Annotated in this window: 16 protein-coding genes; 9 read left to right on the forward strand and 7 right to left on the reverse strand. The window is 64.2% G+C overall.

Going from position 1 to position 25,487, the window contains the following annotated elements:
• Nucleotides 1-155: 155 nt before the first annotated feature.
• Nucleotides 156-4,631 (forward strand): YadA-like family protein, encoded by a 4,476-nt coding sequence (locus G3N62_RS04050; RefSeq protein ID WP_124669998.1) that lies wholly within the window; start codon nt 156-158, stop codon nt 4,629-4,631.
• Between the two features lie 44 nt (nt 4,632-4,675).
• The gene (locus G3N62_RS04055) at nt 4,676-5,071 is read left to right on the forward strand and encodes an outer membrane protein assembly factor BamE (protein ID WP_049035342.1); all 396 of its coding nucleotides are present in this window, start codon (nt 4,676-4,678) and stop codon (nt 5,069-5,071) included.
• Nucleotides 5,072-5,150: 79 nt separating this feature from the next.
• On the opposite strand, the gene G3N62_RS04060 is transcribed toward G3N62_RS04055, so the two are convergent.
• Nucleotides 5,151-5,339 (reverse strand): hypothetical protein, encoded by a 189-nt coding sequence (locus G3N62_RS04060; protein ID WP_034192021.1) that lies wholly within the window; start codon nt 5,337-5,339, stop codon nt 5,151-5,153.
• A gap of 162 nt (nt 5,340-5,501) precedes the next feature.
• On the opposite strand from G3N62_RS04060, the gene G3N62_RS04065 reads away from it, so the two are divergent.
• Together G3N62_RS04065 and uvrA are read left to right on the forward strand one after the other, a co-directional pair.
• Nucleotides 5,502-5,720, forward strand: a complete 219-nt coding sequence (locus G3N62_RS04065; RefSeq protein WP_049035341.1) for a DUF3820 family protein — start codon at nt 5,502-5,504, stop codon at nt 5,718-5,720.
• A 223-nt stretch (nt 5,721-5,943) separates the two neighbouring features.
• Nucleotides 5,944-11,838 (forward strand): excinuclease ABC subunit UvrA, encoded by a 5,895-nt coding sequence (uvrA, locus tag G3N62_RS04070; RefSeq protein ID WP_124669997.1) that lies wholly within the window; start codon nt 5,944-5,946, stop codon nt 11,836-11,838.
• A gap of 79 nt (nt 11,839-11,917) precedes the next feature.
• On the opposite strand, the gene G3N62_RS04075 is transcribed toward uvrA, so the two are convergent.
• The 3 genes from G3N62_RS04075 to G3N62_RS04085 form a co-directional block, all read right to left on the reverse strand.
• A complete protein-coding gene (locus tag G3N62_RS04075) occupies nt 11,918-12,652 on the reverse strand; it encodes an ABC transporter substrate-binding protein (RefSeq protein WP_034191799.1) in 735 nt (244 codons plus the stop codon).
• 110 nt (nt 12,653-12,762) lie between these two features.
• Entirely contained in the window at nt 12,763-13,245 is a 483-nt protein-coding gene (locus G3N62_RS04080) for a cupin domain-containing protein (RefSeq protein WP_034191798.1), read from the reverse strand.
• 65 nt (nt 13,246-13,310) lie between these two features.
• Complete coding sequence (locus tag G3N62_RS04085; RefSeq protein WP_233623003.1) at nt 13,311-14,174, reverse strand: alpha/beta hydrolase; 864 nt, start codon at nt 14,172-14,174, stop codon at nt 13,311-13,313.
• Between the two features lie 133 nt (nt 14,175-14,307).
• Here G3N62_RS04085 and G3N62_RS04090 point away from each other — a divergent pair, with 133 nt between their 5' ends.
• The 3 genes from G3N62_RS04090 to G3N62_RS04100 all read left to right on the forward strand — a co-directional run bounded on the left by G3N62_RS04090 (nt 14,308) and on the right by G3N62_RS04100 (nt 16,633).
• Nucleotides 14,308-14,694: a MerR family transcriptional regulator gene (locus tag G3N62_RS04090; RefSeq protein WP_034191796.1), complete on the forward strand. Its 387-nt coding sequence runs from the start codon at nt 14,308-14,310 to the stop codon at nt 14,692-14,694.
• Between the two features lie 34 nt (nt 14,695-14,728).
• A complete protein-coding gene (locus G3N62_RS04095; RefSeq protein WP_206141144.1) occupies nt 14,729-14,965 on the forward strand; it encodes a hypothetical protein in 237 nt (78 codons plus the stop codon).
• A gap of 363 nt (nt 14,966-15,328) precedes the next feature.
• A complete protein-coding gene (locus tag G3N62_RS04100) occupies nt 15,329-16,633 on the forward strand; it encodes a hypothetical protein (RefSeq protein ID WP_124669995.1) in 1,305 nt (434 codons plus the stop codon).
• Between the two features lie 556 nt (nt 16,634-17,189).
• Here G3N62_RS04100 and G3N62_RS04105 read toward each other — a convergent pair.
• From G3N62_RS04105 to acnA, 3 genes are all read right to left on the reverse strand, one after another.
• Nucleotides 17,190-18,110, reverse strand: a complete 921-nt coding sequence (locus tag G3N62_RS04105) for a LysR family transcriptional regulator (RefSeq protein ID WP_124669994.1) — start codon at nt 18,108-18,110, stop codon at nt 17,190-17,192.
• A 1,553-nt stretch (nt 18,111-19,663) separates the two neighbouring features.
• Complete coding sequence (locus G3N62_RS04110) at nt 19,664-20,923, reverse strand: MFS transporter (RefSeq protein WP_241012838.1); 1,260 nt, start codon at nt 20,921-20,923, stop codon at nt 19,664-19,666.
• A gap of 96 nt (nt 20,924-21,019) precedes the next feature.
• Complete coding sequence (gene acnA / locus G3N62_RS04115) at nt 21,020-23,716, reverse strand: aconitate hydratase AcnA (protein WP_241012839.1); 2,697 nt, start codon at nt 23,714-23,716, stop codon at nt 21,020-21,022.
• A 142-nt stretch (nt 23,717-23,858) separates the two neighbouring features.
• Here acnA and G3N62_RS04120 point away from each other — a divergent pair, with 142 nt between their 5' ends.
• Nucleotides 23,859-24,749, forward strand: coding sequence for a LysR family transcriptional regulator (locus tag G3N62_RS04120; protein ID WP_124669993.1), 891 nt, complete (start codon nt 23,859-23,861; stop codon nt 24,747-24,749).
• Between the two features lie 343 nt (nt 24,750-25,092).
• Nucleotides 25,093-25,464 carry a HAMP domain-containing histidine kinase gene (locus tag G3N62_RS04125; RefSeq protein ID WP_124669992.1) on the forward strand — a complete coding sequence of 124 codons (372 nt, stop codon included), beginning with the start codon at nt 25,093-25,095 and terminating at the stop codon, nt 25,462-25,464.
• Nucleotides 25,465-25,487: the final 23 nt, after the last annotated feature.

Consider the following 25,487-nt stretch of genomic DNA (forward strand, 5'->3'; position numbering starts at 1 on the left):
CGATTGCCGAGCAGCGTTGTTCGATCGTTTAGTTAGCTATCCAAAGTGAATCGCGAAGCGTCGCGACACGGGCGAGGAGGCGGGCCGATGCATCATCGCTTGCCGTCGCGCTCGCTGCTGCGTCATCCAGCACATGAGAACCGAGGGAACACAAGATGAACAAGTCGTTCAAGTCGATCTGGAACGAAGCACTGGGGGCCTGGGTCGCGGCGTCCGAGCTTGACCGTGCGCGCGGCAAGCGGGTTGCGTCGTCGGCAGCCAGGTCCGGGCATGCCGCGAGCGAGGGCGCCGCGAGCCGCGCGGGCCGGTCTTCGATGCCGTCGCCGCGGCGATTGGCCGTGCTGATGGCGTCAACTTATCTTGCGTTGTTCCATGCGGGCGCGCACGCGCAGTATGCGCAGGATGGCGGCTCCGCGACCGGCGGCGTGAGCTCGATCTCGATCGGCGTCGGGTCGAGTGCCGCGCAGCAGAATTCCACCGCGCTGGGCAACTTGTCGACGGCGCAGGGCGTGTCGGCCACCGCGCTGGGGCCGGGCGCGCATGCGATGGCGGACGGTTCGACGGCCGTCGGCATCAATTCGCAGGCGACCGGTGTCAATAGCGCGGCGTTCGGTGTGCAGGCGATCGGGTCGGGCGCGTTTTCGGTTGCCGTCGGTAATGCAGCGCAGGCGACGCAGTCCGGTACGGTGGCGATCGGCAGTGGCGCGACCGCGAGCGGCACGTCCGCCATCGGGCTCGGGAACAATGCGACGGCCTCCGGTCAGAGTGCGGCTGCGCTCGGACTCGGCGCCGTTTCGTCGGGTATCGGCAGCGTCGCGCTTGGTTTTTCCGCGCAGGCGACCAATCAGGGCGCGGTTGCGCTCGGCAACCAGTCGACGAGTTCCGGCGCTGCCGGTGTCGCGGTGGGCAGCGGTGCGCTGACGACCGGCAATTCGTCGATCGCGATGGGTGTCAACAGCGGCGCGAAGGGTGCAACGTCGATCGCGATCGGCTGGGGCGGCACGGCCGGCGTACCGGGCTCGGGCACGCAGTCGCTCGGCACCAGTTCGATCGCGCTCGGCTCCGCCACGACTGCGGGCGCCGATCAGGCAATGGCACTCGGCCTGAGCGCCAATGCGTCGGGCGTCAGCTCGATCGCGGCCGGCGTGCAGTCGACCGCGACGCAGCAGTTCGCCGTCGCGCTCGGCAATCTCGCGCGCGGCAGCGGCATTTCGGCGACCGCACTCGGGTCCGGCGCGACGGCGTCGGCCACGAATGCGACGGCGGTCGGTATCAATAGCGTCGCGGCGGCGAGTTCGACCGTGGCGATCGGCGATTCCAACTCGGTCGCCGCGGCGGCCGGTGCCGGTTCGGTCGCCGGCGGCTACGGCTCGAAGGTGCTGGGCGGTACCGGCGCAGTCGCGCTCGGCTTCGGCCAGACCGTGAGCGGCAACGGCGCGGTAGCGATCGGCGATCCGAGCACCGCGATCGGCACGGGCGCGGTCACGCTGGGGGCGAACAACACCGCGAACGGCGACGGGGCGGTGGCGATCGGCAATACCAACAACGCGCAGGGCACTGGTTCCCTCGCGCTCGGCAATACGTCGACGGCAGCAGCAGCGGGGGCGGTCGCGTTCGGCGCCTCGGCCGTGGCGAACAATGCGAACGATGTCGCGCTCGGCTCGGGCTCGACGACGGCCGCGCCGAATCCGACGGCCAGCGCGGTGATCGGCGGTGTCACGTACAACTTCAACGGTACGTCGCCGACCAGCGTCGTCAGCGTCGGCGCGGCGGGTACCGAGCGCCAGATCACCAACGTCGCGGCCGGACGGATCAGTTCGTCGAGCACGGACGCGATCAACGGCTCGCAACTGGCTGCGACGAACCTGGCGGTCGATTCGCTGTCGACGTCGACGGCATCGAGCATCACGTCGTTGTCGACCTCGACGTCCACCGGGTTGTCGTCGGCAACCAGCGCGATTTCGTCGCTGTCCACGTCGACGTCGACGGGCATCACGTCGCTCTCGACGGGCCTGAGTTCGACCAACAGCACGGTGACGTCGCTGTCGACGTCGACCTCCACCGGGTTGTCGTCGGCGAATAGCGCGATCACGTCGTTGTCGACTTCGACGTCGACCGGCATCACGTCGCTGTCGACGGGCCTGAGTTCGACCAACAGCACGGTGACGTCGCTGTCGACGTCGACGTCTACCGGGTTGTCTTCGGCAAACAGCGCGATCACGTCGTTGTCCACCTCGACGTCGACGGGCATCACGTCACTGTCGACGGGCCTGAGTTCGACCAACAGCACGGTGACGTCACTGTCGACCTCGACGTCGACGGGCATCAGCTCGCTGTCTACCGGCCTGAGTTCGACCAACAGTTCGGTGACGTCGCTGTCCACCGGATTGAGCTCGACCAACAGCGCGGTCACGTCGCTGTCGACGTCGACCTCGACGGTCGTCGGTTCGCTGTCCACCGGCCTGAGTTCGACCAACAGCACGGTCACATCGCTGTCGACATCGACGTCAACGGGCATCACGTCGCTGTCCACCGGCCTGTCGAGCACGAACAGCACGGTCACGTCGCTGTCGACCTCCACGTCGACGGTCGTCGGTTCGTTGTCCACCGGCGTCGCGTCGCTGTCCACCGGCCTGAGCACGACGAACAGCAGCGTGACGTCGCTGTCGACGGCCACGTCGTCGAGTATCGGCTCGCTGTCCACCGGCCTCAGTTCGACGACCAGCTCGATCTCGTCGCTGTCGACGTCGACGTCGACGACCGTCGGCTCGCTGTCCACCGGCCTGTCGAGCACGAACAGCAACCTGACGTCGCTGTCCACCGCGACGTCGACGGGCATCGGCTCGCTGTCGACGGGCCTCAGCTCGATCGCGTCGAACAACACCAACCTCGGCAACAGCACGGCGGGCGCGATCGGCGGCGGCGCGACCTATGACCCGACGACCGGCACGATCTCCGCGCCGTCGTACGTGACGTACAACAGCGACGGCACGACGACGGTCAACAACAACGTCGGTTCCGCGGTCGACAACATCAACGCGCACGGCATCAAGTACTTCCACGCGAACTCGACCGCGCCGGACAGCCAGGCGCTCGGACTCGACAGTGTCGCGATCGGCCCGAACGCCGTGTCGAAGGTCGACGGCAGCATCGCGCTCGGCGCCGGCTCGGTGGCCGACCGCGCGACGGTGCCGGCATCCGGCACGATTCGCAACGGCAGCGCGTCGATTCCGTTCAACACGACCGACCAGACGCTGCTGGGCGCGGTATCGGTCGGCGACGCGACGAGCAAGACGTACCGCCAGATCACCAACGTCGCGGACGGCACCGGCCAGCAGGATGCGGTCACCGTGCGACAACTGGCGGGCGCGCTGCAATCGTTCGCCGTCACCACCACGAAGTACTTCCACGCGAACTCGACGGCCGTGGATTCGCTTGCGGTCGGCGCGGAATCGGTCGCGGTCGGCCCGACGACGGTCGTCAACGGCGACAACGGCGTGGGCATCGGCAACGGTGCGATCGTCGATGCCACCGCGCCGGGCGGCGTCGCGATCGGGCAGGCGGCGAGCGTCGCGCAGGCCGATGCGATCGCGCTCGGCAGCGGGGCGACGGCCACCGGCGCGCAGTCCGTCGCGCAGGGCGCGAACGCGGTCGCGGCGAGCGTGGGCAGCGTCGCGCTCGGGTCGGGCGCGCACGCCACGGCGACCGATGCGCTCGCGTTCGGCGCCGGCGCGTCGGCGACCTATGCGAACAGCGTCGCGCTCGGAGCGGGTTCGCTGACCACGGTCGGCGCGCAGACGAACTACATCGCGTACGGCCTGAGCAGCCCGCAGTCGTCGGCCGGCGAGGTCAACATCGGCAACCGGCAGATCACCGGCCTCGCGGCCGGCAAGAACGGCACCGATGCGGTGAACGTGTCGCAGCTCGACTCGGTCGCCAACCAGCTGACGACGCTGATCAACCAGCGCACGTCGAACCTCGGCGGCTCGTACACGACGAATCCGAGCGGCACGAACGTGCCGCCGGGCTCGACCGGGTCGAACTCGTCGGCGGGCGGCTCGGGCGCGGTCGCATCGGGCTCGAACAGCACGGCGGTCGGCAACGGGGCGCTCGCATCGGGCAACGGCTCGACCGCGATCGGCGTCGGGTCGACCGCGTCCGGCAGCAATTCGGCCGCGATCGGCACGGGCAGCAACGACGGCGGCCGCTCGAACGTCGTGGCGGTCGGCTCCGCGGATTCGGCGCGCCAGGTCGTCAACGTCGCGGCCGGCACGCAGGGCACCGACGCGGTCAACGTGAACCAGCTGAACGCGAGCGTCGGCAACACGCTGTCGCAGGCGAACAGCTACACGGACGGTCAGGTCGCGAGCTTGCGCAACAGCCTCGACAGCTACCGCCGCGATGCGGACGGCGGCACGGCGACGGCGATGGCCGTCGCCGGCCTGCCGCAGCCGTCCGGCCCCGGCAAGAGCATGGTCGCACTGGCCGGCAGCGTGTATCGCGGCCAGTCGGGGCAGGCGCTGGGCATCTCGACGATTTCGGAGAACAACCACTGGATCTACAAGGCGGCCGTCTCGACCAACACGCGTGGCACGTATGGCGCGGTGGTCGGTGCCGGGTATCAGTGGTGAGCCGCGGCGCGCGCCGTTTCCCTTCCATTCAGACAATGGCAAACATGAACGCAAATCTTGCAAAGTTCGCGGCCGCCGCACTGGTTGCCGCCGCCGGCCTGACCGGATGCGCCACGCAGCAGGGCGATCCGCCGTTCCCGTCGCCCGATACGGCCACGCTGCCCGAAGGCACGTATCCGAATCTCGCGAACCTGGCGCAGGTGCAGCCGGGCGTGACGAAGAACCAGCTGTACGAACTGCTCGGCCCGCCGCATTTCCACGAGTGGATCTTCCACGTGCGGACGTGGAACTACCTGTTCCAGTTCCGCGACGCGGGGAAGGTCGCGACCTGCCAGTATCAGGTGCAGTTCGATTCGGATAGCCGCGTCGCGAAGACGCGGTGGGACAAGCCGGAGTGCGAGGCCTTCGGCGGGAAGGGGGCGGCGGGCAACGCAGGCTGACGCGGCACGGCCGGTTCTCGGGCCGGGCGGCGGGCGTCGATGGCGCAGGGTCCATCGGCGCCCGCCACCGGGCGTCGGGTCAGTGCCTGAGCACGCACACGGCCACGATTTCGTACCCGGGGTCGGCATGCACGTGCGCCGCCTTTTCCGCTTCCTCATACGAACGAAACGACGTGGCATCTTCAACCGCCGGTGCCATGCCGATATCGCCATCCTCGGCGGTGCAGAGGAACTGCTCGCCGGTCTTCACGACGTAGACGGACAACATGACGCCCTCCATCGTTTGCAGGGGGAATTCCAGTCTAGCAGGCCGGAAAAGGGGCGCGGGCGGTTCGTGGCGGCCTGTTCGCGAGGCCGCGGCCGGCGGGTTTGCCGCGTGCCGCATCGGCCCGGCGCGCGACACGGGCCCAAAGGCGTGCACAATACGCGGATGCAGACCGCCGACCTCGCACACCTCGTCACCGTCACCATGCCCTTTGGCAAGTACAAGGGCCGGCTCATCGCCGACCTGCCCGGACCTTATCTCAACTGGCTGGCCCGTGAAGGCTTCCCGCGCGGCGAAATCGGCCGGCAGCTGGCGCTGATGCACGAAATCGATCACAACGGCCTGAGGGACGTGCTGGAACCGTTGCGCACGCGTTCGTCGTGAGCGACGCCGCTTTCGCCAGGGCGCTTGCCGGCCGTTCCCCGGCCGCCTGCCCATGACGCCCGCAGGGTCGTCATGGAAAACTGTATGAATATACAGTATAGTACCCGTCGAACTCGAGCCGCACAGGTGCAACCCTTGCGGCGCGTGCGCCGCGCCTGCGGATATCCGCCGCAGCGTTCCGGCACCGTGAATTCCGGCTAACTCATTCAGACGGGCAGGCAAATTGTCATCCAGCAATCTGATCCGCATTCGCGGAGCACGTCAGCACAACCTCAAGAACCTCGATCTCGACCTGCGCACCGGCGAAATGACGGTCGTCACGGGCCCGTCGGGCTCCGGCAAGTCGAGTCTCGTGTTCGACACGCTGTATGCGGAAGGGCAGCGGCGCTACGTCGAAACCTTCAGCGCGTACGCACGCCAGTTCCTCGACCGGATGGACCGCCCGCAGGTCGAGCGCGTCGACGGCGTGCCGCCCGCGATCGCGATCGACCAGACCAACCCGGTCCGCAGTTCGCGTTCGACCGTCGGCACGATGACCGAGCTGAACGATCACCTGAAGCTGCTGTACGCGCGCGCGGCCGAGCTGTTCGACCGCCAGACCGCGCGGCAGGTGCGGCACGACACGCCGGAAACGATCTACGCGGATCTCGTCGCTCGCACGCGGGCGGACGATCCGCGCGTCGTCGTCACGTTCCCGGTCGAATTGCCGGAAGCGGTGTCCGACGAGGAAATCGCGCAGTGGCTGTCCGCGAGCGGCTATACGCGCGTGCAGGCGCAGCGCGAAGTCGCGTCGCCCACCGGGCCGCGCAAGGTGCTCGACGTGGTGGCCGACCGCTTCCGCGTGCAGCAGGCCGACAAGGTGCGCGTGGTCGAGGCGATCGAGGCGTCGCTGAAGCGCGGCGGCGGCCGCGTGAACGTATACGTGCTGGCCCCCGAGGCCGAACATGCGGTCGCCGAGCCGCAGGTGTGGCGCTTCTCCACCGGGCTGCACGATCCCGACAGCGACCTGCGCTACGCGGAACCGCAGGCGGCGCTGTTCTCGTTCAACTCGGCGTACGGCGCGTGCGAAACCTGCCGCGGCTTCGGCCGCGTGATCGGCGTCGATCTCGGCCTCGTGATTCCGGACGCGCGCAAGACGCTGCGCGGCGGCGCGATCAAGCCGATGCAGACCCCCGCATGGAAAGAGTGCCAGGACGACCTGATGCGCTACGCGGCGAAGGCCGGCATCCGCCGCGACGTGGCGTGGTCCGAGCTGACCGACGCCGAACGCGACTGGGTCGTCAACGGTTCGCCGGACTGGAACGGCAAGTGGCAGAGCCAGTGGTACGGCGTGAAGCGCTTCTTCGGCTATCTCGAATCGAAAGCGTACAAGATGCACATCCGCGTGCTGCTGTCGAAATACCGCAGCTACACGCCGTGCGACGTGTGCGGCGGCGCGCGCCTGAAGACGGAATCGCTGCAATGGCGGCTCGGCTCGAAAGAGAATGCCGACGGCGTGCTCGCGCCGGCCGAGCGCTTCATGCCGCGCGGCGTCGACTGGAGCCGCGCGCAGCTCGAGGCGCTGCCGGGCCTGACCGTGCACGACCTGATGCTGCTGCCGATCGAGCGCATCCGGCGCTTTTTCGACGGCATCAGCCTGCCGAGCGCGCTGCTCGACGATGCGCTGAAGCTGCTGCTCGCCGAGGTGCGCACGCGCCTGAAATACCTGTGCGACGTGGGGCTCGGCTACCTGACGCTCGACCGGCAGAGCCGCACGCTGTCGGGCGGCGAGGTGCAGCGGATCAACCTGACGACGGCGCTGGGCACGTCGCTGACCAAAACCCTGTTCGTCCTCGACGAACCGAGCATCGGGCTGCATCCGCGCGATCTGACACGGATCGTCGAGGCGATGCAGCGGCTGCGCGACGCGGGCAATACGCTGGTCGTCGTCGAGCACGATCCGTCGGTGATGCTCGCGGCCGACCGGCTGATCGACATGGGGCCGGGTCCGGGCGAGCGCGGCGGCACGATCGTCTACGACGGCACGCCGGCCGACATCCGTTCCGCGCCCACGCTGACCGGCGAGTATCTCGGCGGCCGCAAGCAGGTCGCGCACGCGTCGAACTGGGCGCGCCGGGCGGTCGACGCGCATACGCCGCGCATCGTGCTCGAAGGCGCGAGCGAACACAACCTGCGCGACGTGACGGTCGAGATTCCGCTGCAGCGGCTCGTCTGCGTGACGGGCGTGTCCGGTTCCGGCAAATCGACGCTGCTGCAGGACGTGCTGTATCCGGCGATGGCGCGGCACCACGGCAAGGCGACCGAGTCGCCGGGCGCGTACCGCAGCCTCACGGGCGCGGACCAGGTCGGCGACGTCGTGTTCGTCGACCAGTCGCCGATCGGCAAGACCACGCGCTCGAACCCGGCGAGCTACGTCGGCGCGTTCGACGAGATCCGCAAGCTGTTCGCGAAGGCGCCGCTCGCGCTGCAGCGCGGCTACGGCGCCGGCACGTTCAGCTTCAACTCGGGCGACGGTCGTTGCCCGACCTGCGGCGGCTCGGGCTTCGAGCACATCGAGATGCAGTTCCTGAGCGACGTGTACCTGCGCTGCCCGGACTGCGACGGCAGCCGCTACCGCGCCGAGATCCTCGAGGTGCGCATCGAGCGCGGCGGCCGTGCGCTGAACATCGCCGACGTGCTCGACCTGACCGTCAGCGAGGCGGCCGCGTTCTTCGCGACCGACGCCGAGGTGCTGCGCGTGCTGCAGCCGATCGTCGACGTCGGCCTCGAATACGTGAAGCTCGGCCAGCCGGTGCCGACGCTGTCGGGCGGCGAGGCGCAGCGCCTGAAGCTCGCCGGCTTCCTCGCCGAATCCGCGGCGGCGGCCAACGGGCGCCGGGTCGCGACGGAAGAGGCGCGCATCGCGCGCGCGAAGCTGTTCATGTTCGACGAGCCGACCACCGGGCTGCACTTCGACGACATCGCGAAGCTGATGCAGGCGTTCGGCAAGCTGCTCGCGGCCGGCCATTCGCTGATCGTGATCGAGCACAACCTCGACGTGATCCGCGCGGCGGACTGGCTGATCGATCTCGGCCCGGAAGGCGGCGACGGCGGCGGCCTCGTGCTGTGCGCGGGCACGCCCGACGACGTGAAGGCCTGCGCCGAATCGCACACGGGCGTGGCGCTGCTGCAGTACGACCGCGCGATGGACGCCGAGGCGGCGCTCGCCGACGAAGGCGTGCCGCTGCAGGCCGTGCTGAACGCCGCGCGCGAGCGCCGTGCGATCGAGGGCGAGGACGTCGTGCGGATCGTCAACGCGCGCGAGCACAACCTGAAGGCGCTCGACGTCGACATTCCGCACGGCAAGTTCAACGTGATCACCGGCGTATCGGGCTCCGGCAAGTCGACGCTCGCGTTCGACATCCTGTTCCACGAAGGCCAGCGCCGCTACCTCGAATCGCTGAACGCGTATGCACGCTCGATCGTGCAGCCGGCCGGGCGGCCCGAAGTCGACGCGGTGTACGGCATTCCGCCGACCGTCGCGATCGAGCAGCGGCTGTCGCGCGGCGGGCGCAAGAGCACGGTCGCGACCACGTCCGAAGTGTGGCACTTCCTGCGGCTGCTGTACGTGAAGCTCGGCCTGCAGCATTGCATCCACGACGGCACGCCGGTCACGTCGCAATCCGTCGAATCGATCGCCGCGCAGCTGCTGCGCGATCATCGCGGCGAGCACGTCGGATTGCTCGCGCCGCTCGTCGTGAACCGCAAGGGGGTGTACACCGATCTCGCGAAGTGGGCGAAGGCGCGCGGCAGCACGCATCTGCGTGTCGACGGCGAGTTCGTGCCGGTCGATCCGTGGCCGAAGCTCGACCGCTTCCGCGAGCACACGATCGAATTGCCGGTCGCCGATCTCGTCGTGTCGCCGGACAACGAAGCCGAATTGCGTCGCAGGCTCGACGAGACGCTCGAGCTCGGCAAGGGCGTGATGCACCTGCTCGCGCCGCTCGACGGGCTGCACGACGCGATGCGGAACAACCATTCGACCGCGCGCGTCGGCACGGTCAAGGTGCTGTCGGTCAAGCGTGCGTGCCCGGTATGCGGCACGAGCTATCCGGAGCTGGACCCGCGAATGTTCTCGTACAACAGCAAGCACGGCTGGTGCACGACCTGCGTCGGCACCGGCGTCACGCTTACGCGCGAACAACGCGCCGCGTACGACGACACGGTACTCGCCGAGGACGGCCGCGGCCGCGAGCAGACGCTGCCGTCGGACGAGCAGGAACCGGAAGGCGTCGGCAACGAGCCGTGCCCGGACTGCGGCGGGACGCGGCTGAACCCGACCGCTCGCGCGGTCACGTTCGACGCGCATCCGATCGTCGAGGTCGCGCAGTGGACGGTGTCGGACACGCGCCGCTGGATCGACGCGCTCGAACTCACCGGGCGCGACGCGCAGATCGCGCGCGACATCGTCAGCGAGATCGGCAGCCGCCTCGCATTCCTCGAGGAAGTCGGGCTCGGTTACCTGAGCCTCGACCGTGCGGCGCCGAGCCTGTCGGGCGGCGAAGCGCAGCGCATCCGGCTCGCCGCGCAGCTCGGCAGCAACCTGCAGGGCGTGTGCTACGTGCTCGACGAGCCGACGATCGGCCTGCATCCGCGCGACAACCAGATCCTGCTCGACGCGCTGCGCAAGCTCGGCGACAAGGGCAATACGCTCGTCGTCGTCGAACACGACGAGGACACGATCCGTCGCGCCGATCACATCATCGACATCGGCCCCGGCGCCGGCAAGCGCGGCGGTGCGCTGGTCGCGCAGGGCGCGGTCGCCGATCTCGCCGCGCAGGCCGACTCGGTCACGGGTCGGCTGCTCGCGCGGCCGATGACGCATCCGCTGCAGCCGCGCCGTAGCGTGAGCCTGCCGGGCAAGAAGGGCGGCGCGGCCGTGCCGGAAGCGTGGTTGACCGTGCATGGCGCACGGCTGCACAACCTGCGCGACGTCACGGTCGGCATTCCGCTCGCGCGGCTCGTCGCGGTGACGGGTGTCAGCGGCTCGGGCAAGTCGACGCTCGCGCGCGACGTGCTGATGACGAACCTGCTCGACGCGGTCGGCCGCTCGGTGCTGTCGTCGCCCGCCACACGGCGCGCACGCAAGGCCGCGCAGCAGGACGCGCCGGCGGCCAACCGCCGCTCGAGCGTGCTCGCACGCAGCGCGCCGCGGCCGTCGCTGAACGTCACGCACGCGTGGCAGGGCTGCGCGTCGCTGAGCGGCTGGGAGCAGATCGATCGCGTGCTCGAAGTCGACCAGACGCCGATCGGCAAGACACCGCGTTCGTGTCCGGCCACCTACATCGGCGTGTGGGACACGATCCGCAAGCTGTTCGCGGACACCCTGGAGGCGCGTGCGCGCGGCTATACGGCGTCCCGGTTCTCGTTCAATACCGGCGACGGGCGCTGCCCGGCGTGCGAAGGACAAGGCGTGCGCACGATCGGCATGAGCTTCCTGCCCGACGTGAAGGTGCCGTGCGACGTGTGTCACGGCCAGCGTTTCAATCCGGAGACGCTCGCCGTCACGTGGCGTGGCCGGAACATCGGCGACGTGCTGACGATGGAGATCGACGAGGCGGTGGAATTCTTCGCGCCGATCTCGAACATCGCGCATCCGCTGCAGCTGATGAAGGACGTCGGGCTCGGTTACCTGACGCTCGGCCAGCCGTCACCGACGTTGTCCGGCGGCGAGGCGCAGCGCATCAAGCTGGTCACCGAGCTGACGAAGGTGCGCGACGACATCACGCGGCGTGGTCAGAAGGCGCCGCATACGCTGTACGTGCTCGACGAACCGACAGTCGGCCTGCACATGGCGGACGTCGCGAAGCTGATCCGCGTGCTGCACCGGCTCGTCGATGCGGGGCATAGCGTCGTCGTGATCGAGCATGATCTCGACGTGATCGCGGAAGCCGACTGGATCATCGACCTCGGGCCGGAGGGCGGTGTGGGCGGCGGCACGATCGTCGCGGCGGCGCCGCCCGAAGCGCTCGTGAAGGTCGGCGCGAGCCATACGGGGCAGGCGCTCAAGCCGGTGCTGGCGCGCGCGAGTTCGGATGAGGGGGAAGCCGAGCGCGAGGGAGAGGCTCGCGTCGGTTGAGCGCGGGGCTTCCATTCGGTCGACGGCCGCGGTGTCTTGCCGGACACCGCGGCCGTTTCATTTCGTCATGCGCGTCCGGTCAGGCGGCCGGGGCGACGGACGCGCCCGTGATACCGTGCCGACGCAGCGATTCGGCGACGAAGCCCGACGCCTTCATGTCCTCGACGAAGGCGTTCAACACCGCGGCGGCGGCTTCGCCGCGGCTCTTCGGTACGCCCATCGCCTGCCGAATCTCCATGAAGCGCGCGTCGAGCAGGCGCAGGCCGGTCGTCTTCGCGGCGTCGGCTTCGAGTTGCTGCTTCACGCCGGCGGCGACTTCCAGATGCTGTTCGAGAAACGTCGGCACGACGGCCTGCGATGTCGGCGCGCGCACGATCCGGGCGGCTTTCAGTTCGCGCGTGAGGAACAGGTCGTACGCGCTGCCCTTGCCGACGGCCACGCGGTTGTGCGGCTGGTCGACGTCCGCGTTGGTGCGGATCGGCGATGCGTCGGGTACGAGATAGAAGCCTTCGATCAGCACGTACGGTGCGGTGAACGCAACCGTTTCACCGCGCAGCGGATCGACCGCGAAGAAGCCGAAATCGGCGCGTTCTTCAGTCAGCGCCTGCACCGATTGGCCGGCGGTGTCGAATACGACGAGTTCCAGCTCGGCCGACAGGCGCTCGGCGAATGCGCGCGCGAGGTCGATCGAGACGCCGAACGGTTCGCCGGTCGCCGGATCCCGGTTCGCGAGGATCGGGTTGCCGAGGTTGATCGACGCGCGGAGCTTGCCGGTGGGGGTGAAGGCGGAGCGGACGGAGGAAGCGATGGGCATGACGGGCTCTCGTTGGGGCGTGGGCGGGCGGATGCGATTGCGTACCGCCTCGCAGCTTATCACCAGCCCCGGGCCCGGGCCGGTATGCCGCGGGCGAGCCGCTGCAAACGTCAGTCCGGCATCCCGTCATGGGGGCCGAGCGGCCTGTCGGGCCAGTCGACCCAGCGATCCGCGCGGGTCCGCTCATAGGCCTCGTTGAGCGGGTAGCGAATGCGGTTGTCGTCGCGCGGGCGTTCGCCGATCACCATCAACCGGACTTCGTCCTTCGTATTGTTGATGAAGGTGTGGCAGATGCCGGTACCCGCGGGAAACGCGACCGAATCGCCTTCGGCGACCGGATGAAGCACGCCGTCGATCCAGACGTCGGGCTTGCCTTCGAGCACGTACACGAATTCCTGCTCGGTGCTTTCGGCATGCGGGTACGATGTCCGCCGGCCCGGAAGCAGCCTCACGTGATGAATACCGATGCGCGTGATGCCGAGCGCGGCGGAAAGCGGGGCATCCAGTGCCATCGGCTCGGTATCGCCGCGATAGCAATGCGCATCGGGTTCTTCGAGTTCGGTCCAGTGCTTGATGAAATCGGGGCGGCTCATCGGCGGTTCTCCGTGGGGACGAACATCGATGGTAGCGGTTTGGCGTCCGCGCGGACACGGTTTGCTCAGTGCGTTGCGACACGGTCGACGAAATCAGCCAGATCGCGATTGAAGCGCGCCGGTTCCTCGATGAAAGGCGCATGGCCCGAGTTCGCGTACAGTCGGATTTGAACGCGCGGCGCAATGGCCTTGGCACGGGCGATCGCCCCGTGGGTGTTCACCAGCGCGTCGCGTTCGCCATAGAGCAGCAGCACCGGCACGCGGGTGTTGCCGAGGCCTTCGGCCGCCGCCACCGTCATCGACGGCACCGCGCGCTGCATGTCCCATGAAGCCATCGCCGCGTTCGCGAGCAGCCGGTCGGCCGTGGCGGTGTCGGGTTGCGTGTGGAAGCACTGGCCGAGAAATGCGCGTTCGCCATCGAGGTGCGTCTTCAGGTCCGCGGAGATCATGTCGCGATAGATGTCCGCATGGGCGACGAGCTGGTCCGCCTTCAGTTCGATCACTCCGTCGACGTAGACGGCTCCCGCGATCCGGCTATCGCCATGAGCGGCCAGGTAGTTCGAGATGACGGCGCCGCCCAGCGACCATCCGACCAGTACCGGACGGTTCGCATGCGATGACGCAATGACGGCGGCGAGATCGTCCGCCCAGCGCCGCCCGTCGAGATAGGCGGCGGTTCCCGCCGGCTTGCCGGACAGGCCGTGGCCGCGCAGGTCGTACGTGATGATGCGATACCGCTGAAGCAGCGCGCTGTCGACCTGTGCATCCCAGTTCAGATGACTGCCGAGCAAGCCGTGAATCAGCACGATCGCCGGCCCGGACGGGTTTCCCGATTCCTGGACGGCAAGGGTGACGCCGTCCGGCGCGGTCACCGTATAGTTTGTTGTCGCGGCGCCGGCCGTCGATATCACCGCAAGCGCGGCGAGCATGGCCACCAGTGTCGAAAGCACGTGACGCAAGAGGGTATGGGGCATGATCGGTGTTCGAGAATCGTTGAGATGCCCACGAGTTTCAACCCTGACACTGATGTGAGGGTCAAGCGAAAGCTGCTATGCTTTTTCCATGACTCGATCTCCCGGACAAAACCTGCTGACCATTGGCGAGCTTGCGCGCCAGACCGGCGCAAGCGTGCGCTCGATCCGTCATTACGACGAGCAGGGGCTGCTCACGTCCGTTCGCGCGAGCAATGGTTACCGCGCGTTTCCTGCCGCAGCGGTGACGCAGGTCAGGCAGATTCAGCGGATGATCGCAACGGGTTTCAGTCTGGCCGAGATTCGTTCGTTTCCCGACTGCATGCGCATGATCGAAGGCGCGGGCGCATGCCCTGAAACCACTGATGCCCAGCGCAAACGACTGGCGTCGATCGAACGTCAGATCGCGGATCTCGAACGCCGTCGCGCGCGGTTGCTCAAGACCTTGGCCGAGGGGGCCGTGCCGCCGTTGGATTGATGTCCGGGGATGAGCGGGCAAGCCAGTGCTCATCATGCAGGGATTGCAGGATCTTCAGGTGGGCTCCGCGGATGCGCAACGGTTGAAACAGGCAAATCCCGCCGTTGAACTCGTGCTTGTCGCCGACGCCAACCACGTGCTCAAAGCGGTACATATGGCTGACCGTCGAGCCAACCTCGCGGCTTATCCTGATCCCGATCTCCCGTTGGCGGACGGTATCGTCGAAAGGATTGCCGCGTTCGTGTGGAAATCAACGACCGGGCAGCGGTAGGTAGTCGAATGATCGTCAATTGGCATTGCCTGCGCGTCTAAGTGGATCGGCAAGTCGATGCGCGAGGATGAGCGTCCGCTTTCACCATCTTGATGGTCGCTTCAGGGGGCGGTAGCGGTTCTGTACATCTGTCGGCTGCCGGCCAGGAACAGTCCTTCGAAATCGCGTTGCGAACGCTAGTTAATGATCGGAAGCTGTCACTTGACACAGCGATGGCCACCTTGGCGTCTTTGACTACCGCTGACTAGGGGAAAGCGCTCAGGTTGCTTTCGGACAACATGCGCCGTTGGTGATTTAAACTTGCATCTCGCGATGCTTCGGGCCTTGACGCGCGAATCGAACTTAAAAAAACGGGGAAACAAAATGGCTGACGAAAAATCATTCGATCCAAACCTGCTGGCTCTTTGCGTTGCGCTCGATACGATGGCAACGTCAATAAAGAACGTACCTGAACAGCGGCAACTCAACGAGGCATTTGGCTGGAACATAGTCGGAGTGAGTCGGGATGATATCGTCGCCCTGATTAACTCGCTTTCGAACCGGATTCGAAAACAGGCCGACGTCGAGCTCCCCGATGACGTCGCGGCGCGCATCCAGGGAATGACCAAGGGTCTCAACTTCGCAATCGGAAATACCGTCCCTCAAGCGTTTAGTGGCAATGCTGTCCACGCAGTGCCTGCGTTGCTGCTCCTGTTGGAGACACTGAATTCCTTGCTTACCGACGCGCTTCAGTGGCCAACACATCCCGACTTGTATGCGATTCCTCCTCAGTTGAAGCGTCGGATCAACGCAGCCGAAACACGGGTCAGCTCGGTCGAAGATAAAACAGGCGACTTGGAAACGAAGGTGGGACAGATTCTGGCTGCTCATTCAGCAGCGGAGTCTCTTGATATCGATCTTGCTGCGCTTCACGAGGCAAGAGAGAGAACCAAACAATCCGAAGCTGATGCACGGGTGGCACAGCAAGAAGCTAGAAAAGCTCTGGCCGAAATCTTGGAAGCGGCTCGCTCAATGCAGCAGCATCAAAAAGACGCTGCAGCAGTCGTTGAAAAATGCGAAGACGCTTACCGAATTGCGACATCCAAAGGACTGGCAGGAGCCTTTGATGATCGCGCGAACAAGCTTAACGTTTCCATTCGATGGTGGACCGGTAGCTTGTTGCTCACGCTAGCAATGGCGGCGGTCATTGGGTACGAACGTGTTCGTGCTTTGAACGGGCTTCTCTCAAGCGCCACACCGACTTGGGGAGCTATTGCTCTGCACCTCGGCGTATCACTGGTAAGCGTCGGTGCGCCTTTTTGGTTTGCATGGCTGGCAACAAAGCAAATCGGTCAACGATTCCGATTGGCTGAGGACTATGCATTTAAGGCTTCGGTATCCAAAGCGTACGAAGGGTACCGGAAGGAGGCTGTAAGAATTGATCCTGCGTTTGAAAATCGCCTGTTTGCATCCACATTGTCGCGGATGGAGGAAGCACCGCTGCGTCTGCTAGCAGATGAAAAGAATCACGGGAGTCCGTGGCACGAGCTGGTTCATTCCAAGGCATTCGAAAAAGCGGTCGAGCTGGTGCCCGAGCTCCGGGCGAAAGTGATCGACATCGCGGGAAAGTCGAAAGCAAAAACGGAATCCGCTGATGTTGATGAGCCGTTACCTGCCGCAAAAGGATAACTTTGAATAAAGCCCGCTCGCCATCCAAGCGATATGCCTGCCGTCGTTGAGCGGTACGCGCGAGGGCAAGCGACACTGTCGCTATGGAGCAGCTTGCTGACTTTGGGCATACAAAGCTGAAAGGCTGATCTGGGCCGCAAGGAGCCTTTCACCCCGGCTCCGCGCGGACACTCGATGTTGTGCGGGGTTACTTGCAGACATCGCCGAACGGCATGATAACGAGATGCCTGCGTATCACGACAGCATGCCTGCGCAGCCAAACTCAGGCTCCGCCGAACGCGTGACCGCGACTGTCCGCCGTGCAAGTGCGTCCCGGGCGAGTTGACACCTATCGGCGTGCAGCTTCACGCAGCGATGCAGCTGGTCGGTCCCGAACGGCGACCTGATGGCGCGTTATACCCGTCGCGCCGATATCGGGGGCACGACGCGATGCGTTTATCGTTCGAGGCGCTCACGTTGCTACGACCACGTATCACGCGCGCCTCGACGTATTTTCCGAGCATCCTGTCTTCCCCATCCAGCGAGTCGACACCGAGGTGTGAGACGGGCATTTGCTTCAGGTAGCGATGCCGCGCGCACTGAAAAGCCCGGTTATCAGATCGATCTGATCCAGTCGTTCAATCCACCATCTCGACGCACGCCCCGTCTTATCCTCCCGCCAGCCGAGGTAGCAGTTTGTGTGCGCTCGCACGCCTGTTACCTGGCGCTCGACGAGCTTGCCCTGCCGTATCAACTCGTCGGCGACAGGCGCGGGCAGCATGCCGACGGCAATGCCTTCGCAAAGGAGGTCGATTTTGGCGGCCAGGTTCGGTACGACGATGACCGGTTGTCCGTCATGAATGGCCACCGATCTCGGCTCGAGTTCACGCGATGTATCGCTGATGACGACGCCGCGGTGACTTGAAATTGCGCTGCTGTCGAGTGGCTTTTCGTTCGCGGCAAGCGGATGATAAGGCGCCACGACAAAAACGTGACGTAGCAGGCCGATCGGCCTTGCTGCAATGTTGGGCGCGTGTGGCGGCTCTCCCGCGGCGCCGATCGCGATATCCGCACGCCCCGTCACAAGCGCGTCCCACACGCCGCCGAGCACTTCGGTCGATAAACGCAGCCGTGTCGTCATCTTCAGTTCGTAGAACGCACGCACGTGCGGCCACAACGAAGGCAACGGGAGAATATCGTCGACGCACAGCCTGAGCTCGGCCTCCCAACCCGCATGGACACTTCGAACCTTGCTCTCCAGATCCTGCCCGGCTCGCAGCACATGACGACCGTCCTCCACGAGCAGTCTTCCCGCCTCCGTCATCTGCGCGCGCCGGCCGTTGCGATCAAACAGGGCGACGCCAAGATCAGCCTCCGCCTTTTTCACCAGATAAGTCAATGCCGACGGTACGCGATGAAGCAGCACGGCCGCTTCCGCGAACGTTCCCGCCCGGTCTATGGCATCGAGCACTTCGATAACTTCAAACGACAATTTCAAAGCGATTACCTGTGAGATACGCCGCTGATGATCGACGCAGGGCTTGGGGTGTCGTTGGTCGAGACTTCCCGCGCGGCTGCGGGGGCGCCATTTTGGCAGCCGCCACGACGCTTTGCCACTGATTCCTCGGATCACGCACGTCAGCCCGGCTGGACTTTGGGTCACTGATACGAGGTGTTCAGGGACGGAAGCGTCGGTCACAAGTTTATCAACGCCGGAAGTCAATCCATGCGGATTCGAAGGGCGGTAGCAGGATGGCGGCGCCCACGTCCGGCTCTGTGCGGCCAGAAGCCGCCAGTCGCCAGTGGCTGCTTGCAGGTAGACAAGCCAGCTGTTTCTTGGCGAGGCGGCTCGTCGTCAGCGCGTCTGCTAGCCGCAGCTAACACATTGATCCGAGCACCACTCACTCGCTGGTTCGGATCTGGAAGTCGGACTTGTCTAGTTGGATGTGCTGGCCGTCGTCCGGCAATGCATGCTTCGCTTTGAAGGTTGATTGGAGTATTGCATCCAGACGTGAAAACTCAAGCGGGCTTTCCGTGCCGGAGACGACAAGTTCAGGTGCCCGGACTTGTGACAATCGCGGCCAGCGCTTGACCACCATCACATCGGGCAGTGTCTTGGTTGGGAAGGATGTGATTGCTGGATGCGATCAGTTTGAATCCGCATCCCACCGAACGAGGAACCGTGATGCCCCAATGCCAACCTCCATCTTGTTCGAACACATGGAGGGCGGGCAGGGACTGGCTCAGTGCTGGTGAAGAAGTCGTCATGGCGTGCTCACCCGTCATGGGGCGACTGAGGGGCTACTGCTTCTAAGGCGAAAATTCAGTCGACGGAAGTTCATGCTGCAACGCAATATCGGGAGTGTTGCGAATGCGTCAGTGCGTCAGTCGCCACAATTTTGAAATATTAATGTGCGGATTGAGAATAGCTGGCATATTGATCTGACGATAGGGATTTTCCGGAGGCGTCATGGATTGCGGCCCGCTTGTATGGGCAGGAGTACCGCATAACAGCGATGGGGTGGTTTTTCAGGTTCGCGTGCGGCGCGGATTTCAGCGCTTTCATCTCCCGCGGACGGTGCTTGAGAGGGCGTTCGATCTGGAGAGATTGTTGTCCGATGCGCGACAGCTCGCGTGTTTTTATGAACACTTGGGCGCGATCCTGGTTGTCGCGCGGAAGACGCGCTCGAACGCAAAGGCGGATACAGTTCCACTGAGCGTTTCCGATTTCACTCGAGTCGTCAAAACGGGGATCCAGCAGGATTCGCGGACGGTCGCGCGATGAGCGTAGGCGAAAACGACGAGCGTAGGTCTTGGCGAAGATTGCACTGCCGGCCGTTGTCACGTCAGGCGCAGGTGGGGCACGCACGCGATCTCTCGAAGTTCGCCTTCCGGCTAGGTATTGGTATCCGTACCTGTAAAGGCGGGAATTGTGCGGACCTTCAGGCGCCAAGGGCATTTATCGTCTCAGACGGCGGACTGTCTGTCATCTGGCGCGTGAGGATTGTTGGATTCGGGCATCCGTAGATAGACGGCCAACGAGACGGCGGCTCACAAAGATACGTACCAGTAAAAATACGCTTCGTGCCCGCTCGCCTTGAATTTCAGTGCGACAAGCTCCGTAGTGCCGCCGAGGATCGCCGTGGTCAAAGCGTAGGGCAATCCTACCGCAAGGGCCCGTATGCGCGCCGGAAACAGTTCGGCCTTCGCCAGCATATGCACCGACGTGAAACCAGCCAGCATGAAAAGGCCCGCGAACGACAGACCGAACGCAACCCATGGATCGTGCGTCATACTTAGCGCCTTGAAGAGCGGGACGGAGAACAGCGTGGTCGACAGTCCGAACGTGATCAGTACGGGACGTCTGCCAAACACATCCGATGCATAACCAAATAGCGGTTGCAGGAACATGTAAAACACCAATGCGCAGGTAAAGGCGAGCGTCGACACTTCCTTCGTGAGGCCGACGGTATTGACGAGGTACTTCTGCATGTACACCGTGTAGGTATAAAAGCCTACTGTGCCGCCAACGGTCATGCCGATTGCGAGCAGTATCTGTCTCCAGTGCTGCAGCAATTGAACGGTTATGGACGGTCCTTCCTCGCGCTGCGCTGCTTCAAATGCCGCCGTCTCAACCACATTACGACGCATGTAGAGCGCGAACATGGCAAGCACGCCGCCAATTGCAAACGGAATCCGCCAGCCCCATGCCTCGATCTGATGCGCGCTCAGCGTCTTCTGCAACAGGAGCATCAACCCGAGCGCCACCAGTTGGCCGGAAATGACACTCACCTGCAAAAAGCCGACGAAGAAACCGCGACGGTGTGGCGGCGCGATTTCGCTCAGATAGGTCGCGCTGGTGCCATATTCTCCACCCATGCTCAAGCCTTGCAGCAGTCTCGCTGCGATCAGCACGATCGGCGCGCACACACCGATTGACTTGTAGCCAGGTGTGACGGCGATCATCAATGACCCGATGCACATCGTTGCGACCGACCAGGTGAGCGCGGATTTGCGCCCGCGCTTGTCGGCCCATAGACCAATCAACCAGCTGCCGAGCGGGCGCGCGATATAACCGACGGCTGCAATTGCCGCTGTGTTCATGAGCTGGACGGTCGGTTGATCGCTCGGAAAGAACGACTTCGCGAAGTAGATCGAGAAAATACTGTACGTGAGGAAGTCGTACCATTCGATCAGATTGCCGCCCAGGCCTCCGGCGATCGAGCGGATGCGCGGACGTCCGGATGATTCGATGCGAGGCATATCCTCCGCAACGTCGCATGCGGTACGGGTGTCTGTTGCGATTGTCATAGCGTCTCCTGCATGTATCCATGCCTGTTTTTGGGTCTAAAGGACGATCTGCGACAGCCGATGTGTGTCGGCCAGTGGCATGCGGATGTCGCAGGGTCAGGTAGCCTGCCCGGCACTGAATCCCGTCAGTCGTTCACGCAGGACGAAGGGGAGAATTCCGCCGTGACGGAAGTAAGTCTCTTCGATCGCCGAGTCAAGGCGCGCCAGCAGCGACACGGTTTCGGTTTCTCCATTGCTTCGGTGAATCACCATTTCGACGGTTTGCCGCATGCGTAAAGCATTCATATCCGCACACACGTCGAACCACTCGTCGCCGGACAGATGCAGTGTTTGCGCGCTCACGCCGTCCGGAAACTCAAGCGGAAGAATGCCCATGCCGACCAGATTGTTGCGATGGATGCGTTCGAAACTGCGCGCGATCACTGCGCGAACGCCGAGCAGGCGCGGCCCTTTTGCTGCCCAGTCACGACTGGATCCGTTGCCATATTCTTCTCCAGCGAACACGATCATGGGCACGCCGTCCGAGTTGTAGCGCGTCGCCGCCTCGAAAATGCTCATGCGCCGGCCATCCGGCTGATGTCGCGTTACGCTTCCTTCCTCGCCGTCAGCCATCATATTGCGCAGACGGACATTGGCGAAGCTGCTGCGTACCATCACCTGATCGTGGGCACGGCGCGAAATGTAGCTGTTAAAGTCACGCGGCGTGACGCCGAGGAACTGGAGGAATTTTCCCGACTCGGATTCCGGTGGAATAGCGCCCCCCGGGTTGATGTGATCGGTCGTCACTGAATCGCCGAGGATCGCCAGCGCCCGCGCGCCCCGAATGTCCGGCAAGTGGGGCAGATCGGGCGTCACACCGTCGAAAAACGGCGGGCGTTTGAGATACGTCGAACCGGCAGTCCATGTGAACACGTCGCCTTCCGGCGCGGGCAGCGCGTCCCACAATTCCGTTTCCGCAGTAGTCCGATAGATATCCGGCACGTTGCGAGGGTTCTGGGCATACGGCGAAACGGCAGCGAGCTCGGCAGATGTGGGCCACACATCACGCAGATACACGTATTCACCATTCGCGCCTCGGCCCAGTGGCTCGCTTTCAGGATCAAAATCACTGCGGCCGGCAATGGCGAAGGCGACGACCAGCGGCGGGCTCATGAGAAAGTTGGCCTTGATCGCATGATGAATGCGCGCTTCAAAGTTGCGGTTGCCGGACAGCACGGCCGCAACGTTCAGATTGTCAGCGTCGATCTGTTCGAGTATTTCCGGTGCCAGCGGACCCGAATTCCCCATGCATGTCGCGCAACCATAGCCCACGGCCTGAAAGCCGAGAGCGTCGAGATACTGTTCCAGACCGGCTGCCCTCAGATATGCGCTTACCACTCGCGAGCCGGGCGTAAAAGACGTCTTCACATGAGACGCGGTCTTCAGACCATGTGCAACGGCCTTTTTCGCGAGAACGCCAGCCGCAAGCATCAGATTCGAGTTCGACGTGTTGGTGCACGATGTGATCGCCGCCAGCACGATGTCACCGTGACTCAGCTTGCCGGTTTCGCGGGCGGTTGATGGCAGCATTTCGCGGACCTTGCTTTTCAGTGTCGATAACGGAATGCGGTCTTGCGGACGCGAAGGTCCCGCGACGCTCGGCACAACCGCGGACAAGTCGATCGTCACCGTATCGGTGTAGTCGATATCACCGCGCTTTGGAATACCAAACATCTGTTGGGCTTCGAAATAACGCTTCAATGCGGCAAGCTCGGTGTCGCTTCGGCCGACGGACTTGAGAAAGTCGAGGGTTTTTTCGTCGACGGTGAAAAAAGCGACGGTCGCGCCATATTCCGGCGCCATGTTCGCGATCGTCGATCGATCGGGCGCCGAGAGACCCGTTGCACCTTCTCCAAAGAACTCGACGAATTTTCCGACAACCTTTCTGGCGCGCAGCGCTTCGACGACGGTCAGGACGATATCGGTCGCCATGATGCCGGGACCCGGCGTACCGATGAGTTCCACACCGATCACATCGGGAACCACCAACGTGACCGGCTGGCCAAGCATGGCCGCTTCAGCTTCGATGCCGCCAACGCCCCAACCGATCACACCGATTCCGTTCACCATCGGGGTGTGGCTGTCGGTACCCACGAGCGAATCGAAGTACGTGACCCCGTCCTTTTGATGGACGCCGCGTGCGAGCCATTCCAGATTGACCTGATGGATGATGCCGGTGCCGGGCGGAAAAATCCGGAACGACTTGAATGCGTTGGCAGCCCATTTGAGAAACGTGTAGCGTTCGGTGTTACGTTGATACTCGACCCTCATGTTTTTGCGCAGCGCGTCGGCGCTTCCCGCATGCTCGACGGAAATTGAATGATCGACAACGAGATCGACGGGTATTTGCGGCTCGATATCGGCAGGATCGACGTCGAATTGTGCTGCCGCTTCGCGCATCGCGGCGAGATCAGCGAGCAACGGCACACCGGACGAATCAGGCGCCACGATGCGCGCCACGACAAACGGTATCTCCGTCTCCCGGGTTGCGTTCGGTCGCCACGCGGCCAGCTCGCGGAGATGGTGCTCCTGCACGCTGATGCCGTCGAGATTGCGCAGAAGCGCTTCCAGGATGATGCGGATCGAATGTGGCAATCGCGAGATCTTGCCGAAACCTCGCTCTTCGAGCACGGCCAGAGAATAGAACTGGCTCGCAGGCAGACCGTCTGCGAGAAGCGGTTTGAGGGCGTCGTTGGATTGAAAGTTCATGTCTGGATGAGAATCGTCAAGCAAACCTGACCATTGACCAGCCATGACGAGATCGTCGCGTTGGCATGACAGTACGATTTGCGATTGAAGGGGCACGCGATGCAGGGGCCAAGGAATGAACAAAGTCTATGCAATCGCGGATAGCGCGTCTAATATATTGAAGTCGCAGTCCCGATACGTTTAATGTATGGATCTCAGGCATTTGCGGTACTTCGTCGTGGTCGCAGAGGAACTGCACTTCACACGCGCGGCGCAGCGTATCGGTATTGCACAGCCGCCATTGACGTCGCAGATCAAAGCACTCGAGCGTGATCTAGGGGTGCAATTGTTCGACCGCCAACCGGGGCGTGTGAGTCTGACGGTCCCCGGGAAGGTTTATCTGGAGGAGGCGCGCGCAATCCTCGAGCAGGTCAAGAAAGCGGGGCTGCGATGCCAGCTGAGCGCACAGGGGAAAGTCGGGCGTCTGGCTATCGGCTTTACCGAGTCGGCGTCGTATCGCGAAGAGGTGACCTGGGCGCTACACGAATACCGGAGCCTCTATCCGCACGTCGAAATTTCACTGGAAGAACATCGAACGGGGCCGTTGATGGACGCCTTGAGGCAAGAACGCCTCGATCTGGCCTTCGTTCGTCCGCCGGTCGACGAGGATGACGCAATTGCGTTTTTGCTGATGTCGACGGAACCGATGGTGGTCGCGGTTCCCAGGGGGCATCGGCTCGGCAAGCGCAAGTCTGTGCGGCTCGCCGAATTACGCGACGAACTGTTCGTGCTTTACGCGCGGACCACGCGCTCCGGTCTCCCGGAGAAGGTACTGTCGGCGTGCGAGGCAGCCGGCTTCAGTCCCAAGGTCGTGCAGTTTGCCCCCCAGATTTCGTCGACGATCAATCTGGTCGCTGGCGGTCTGGGCATTTCAATCGTGCCCTCCTGCATGCGCAAAAGCCGGGCGGACGACGTCCGTTATCTCGCGCTGCAAGGCGGGCAACTGACGGCAAGTCTGGGCTTGGTACATCGAGTGAACGGGATTTCGCTCGCGGCCCAGAACTTTGTCGATCTGGTGCGGAAGAAGACGGTTCGGTAGCCGCGAGGAAGTCATTCCGCCGTGCCTCCAGGGCGCAGCACGCCGCCAGCGTCACTGCTGAGAGGACAAAGGGTCTATCTGTCTCCGCCATCTCTGCGCACGGCCGTTGGGTGCACGAATGCGACATTCAGTATCCGAAGCGATCGATCAGGCCGTGACGGAATCGGTCACCCATCTCAACGCGCAAGTGGAATGGGCGCGTAACCTGCTGCTCGGCATGCTCGGGCATGACGTGCGACGCCTTTGCAGACGATCCTGCTGACGGCGTCGTATCTCGCGTCGCTGAATGCCGGCGAGACGGTGGCGAATGCCCGCAGCGCGACTCGCACGGAGTGGCACCAGGATGCGATCGCTGCTGGACGACTTGTGTGACTTCAATCGGACGCAATTGGGATTGGGGATCAAAATCGATCCGCACGATTCCGATCCGAGCGACATCGTCACCGATTTGGTCGAAGAGCTTCGTGCCGCGTACCCCAGGCGTCAGATCGACTCGAACGTCGAATCGAATTTGTCAGGACGCTGGGATGGTCAGCGAATCCGGCAACCGGTCGGGAATCTCGTGCTCGACGCACTGAAGTACGGGACCCAGGATGCACCGGTCGGCGTTTCGGTTGCACGGGCGAAAGGGGGCGTATGCATCGAGGTGAGCAACCATGGGGCAGCCATCAACCAATCGTCAGTTGTATTAGCCGAGACTCGATCTGACAGGTAGTCGGACCGACAAAGAACGACGCA

The sequence above is a fragment of the Burkholderia sp. Tr-20355 genome (assembly GCF_017104685.1).
Classification (GTDB): domain Bacteria; phylum Pseudomonadota; class Gammaproteobacteria; order Burkholderiales; family Burkholderiaceae; genus Burkholderia; species Burkholderia seminalis.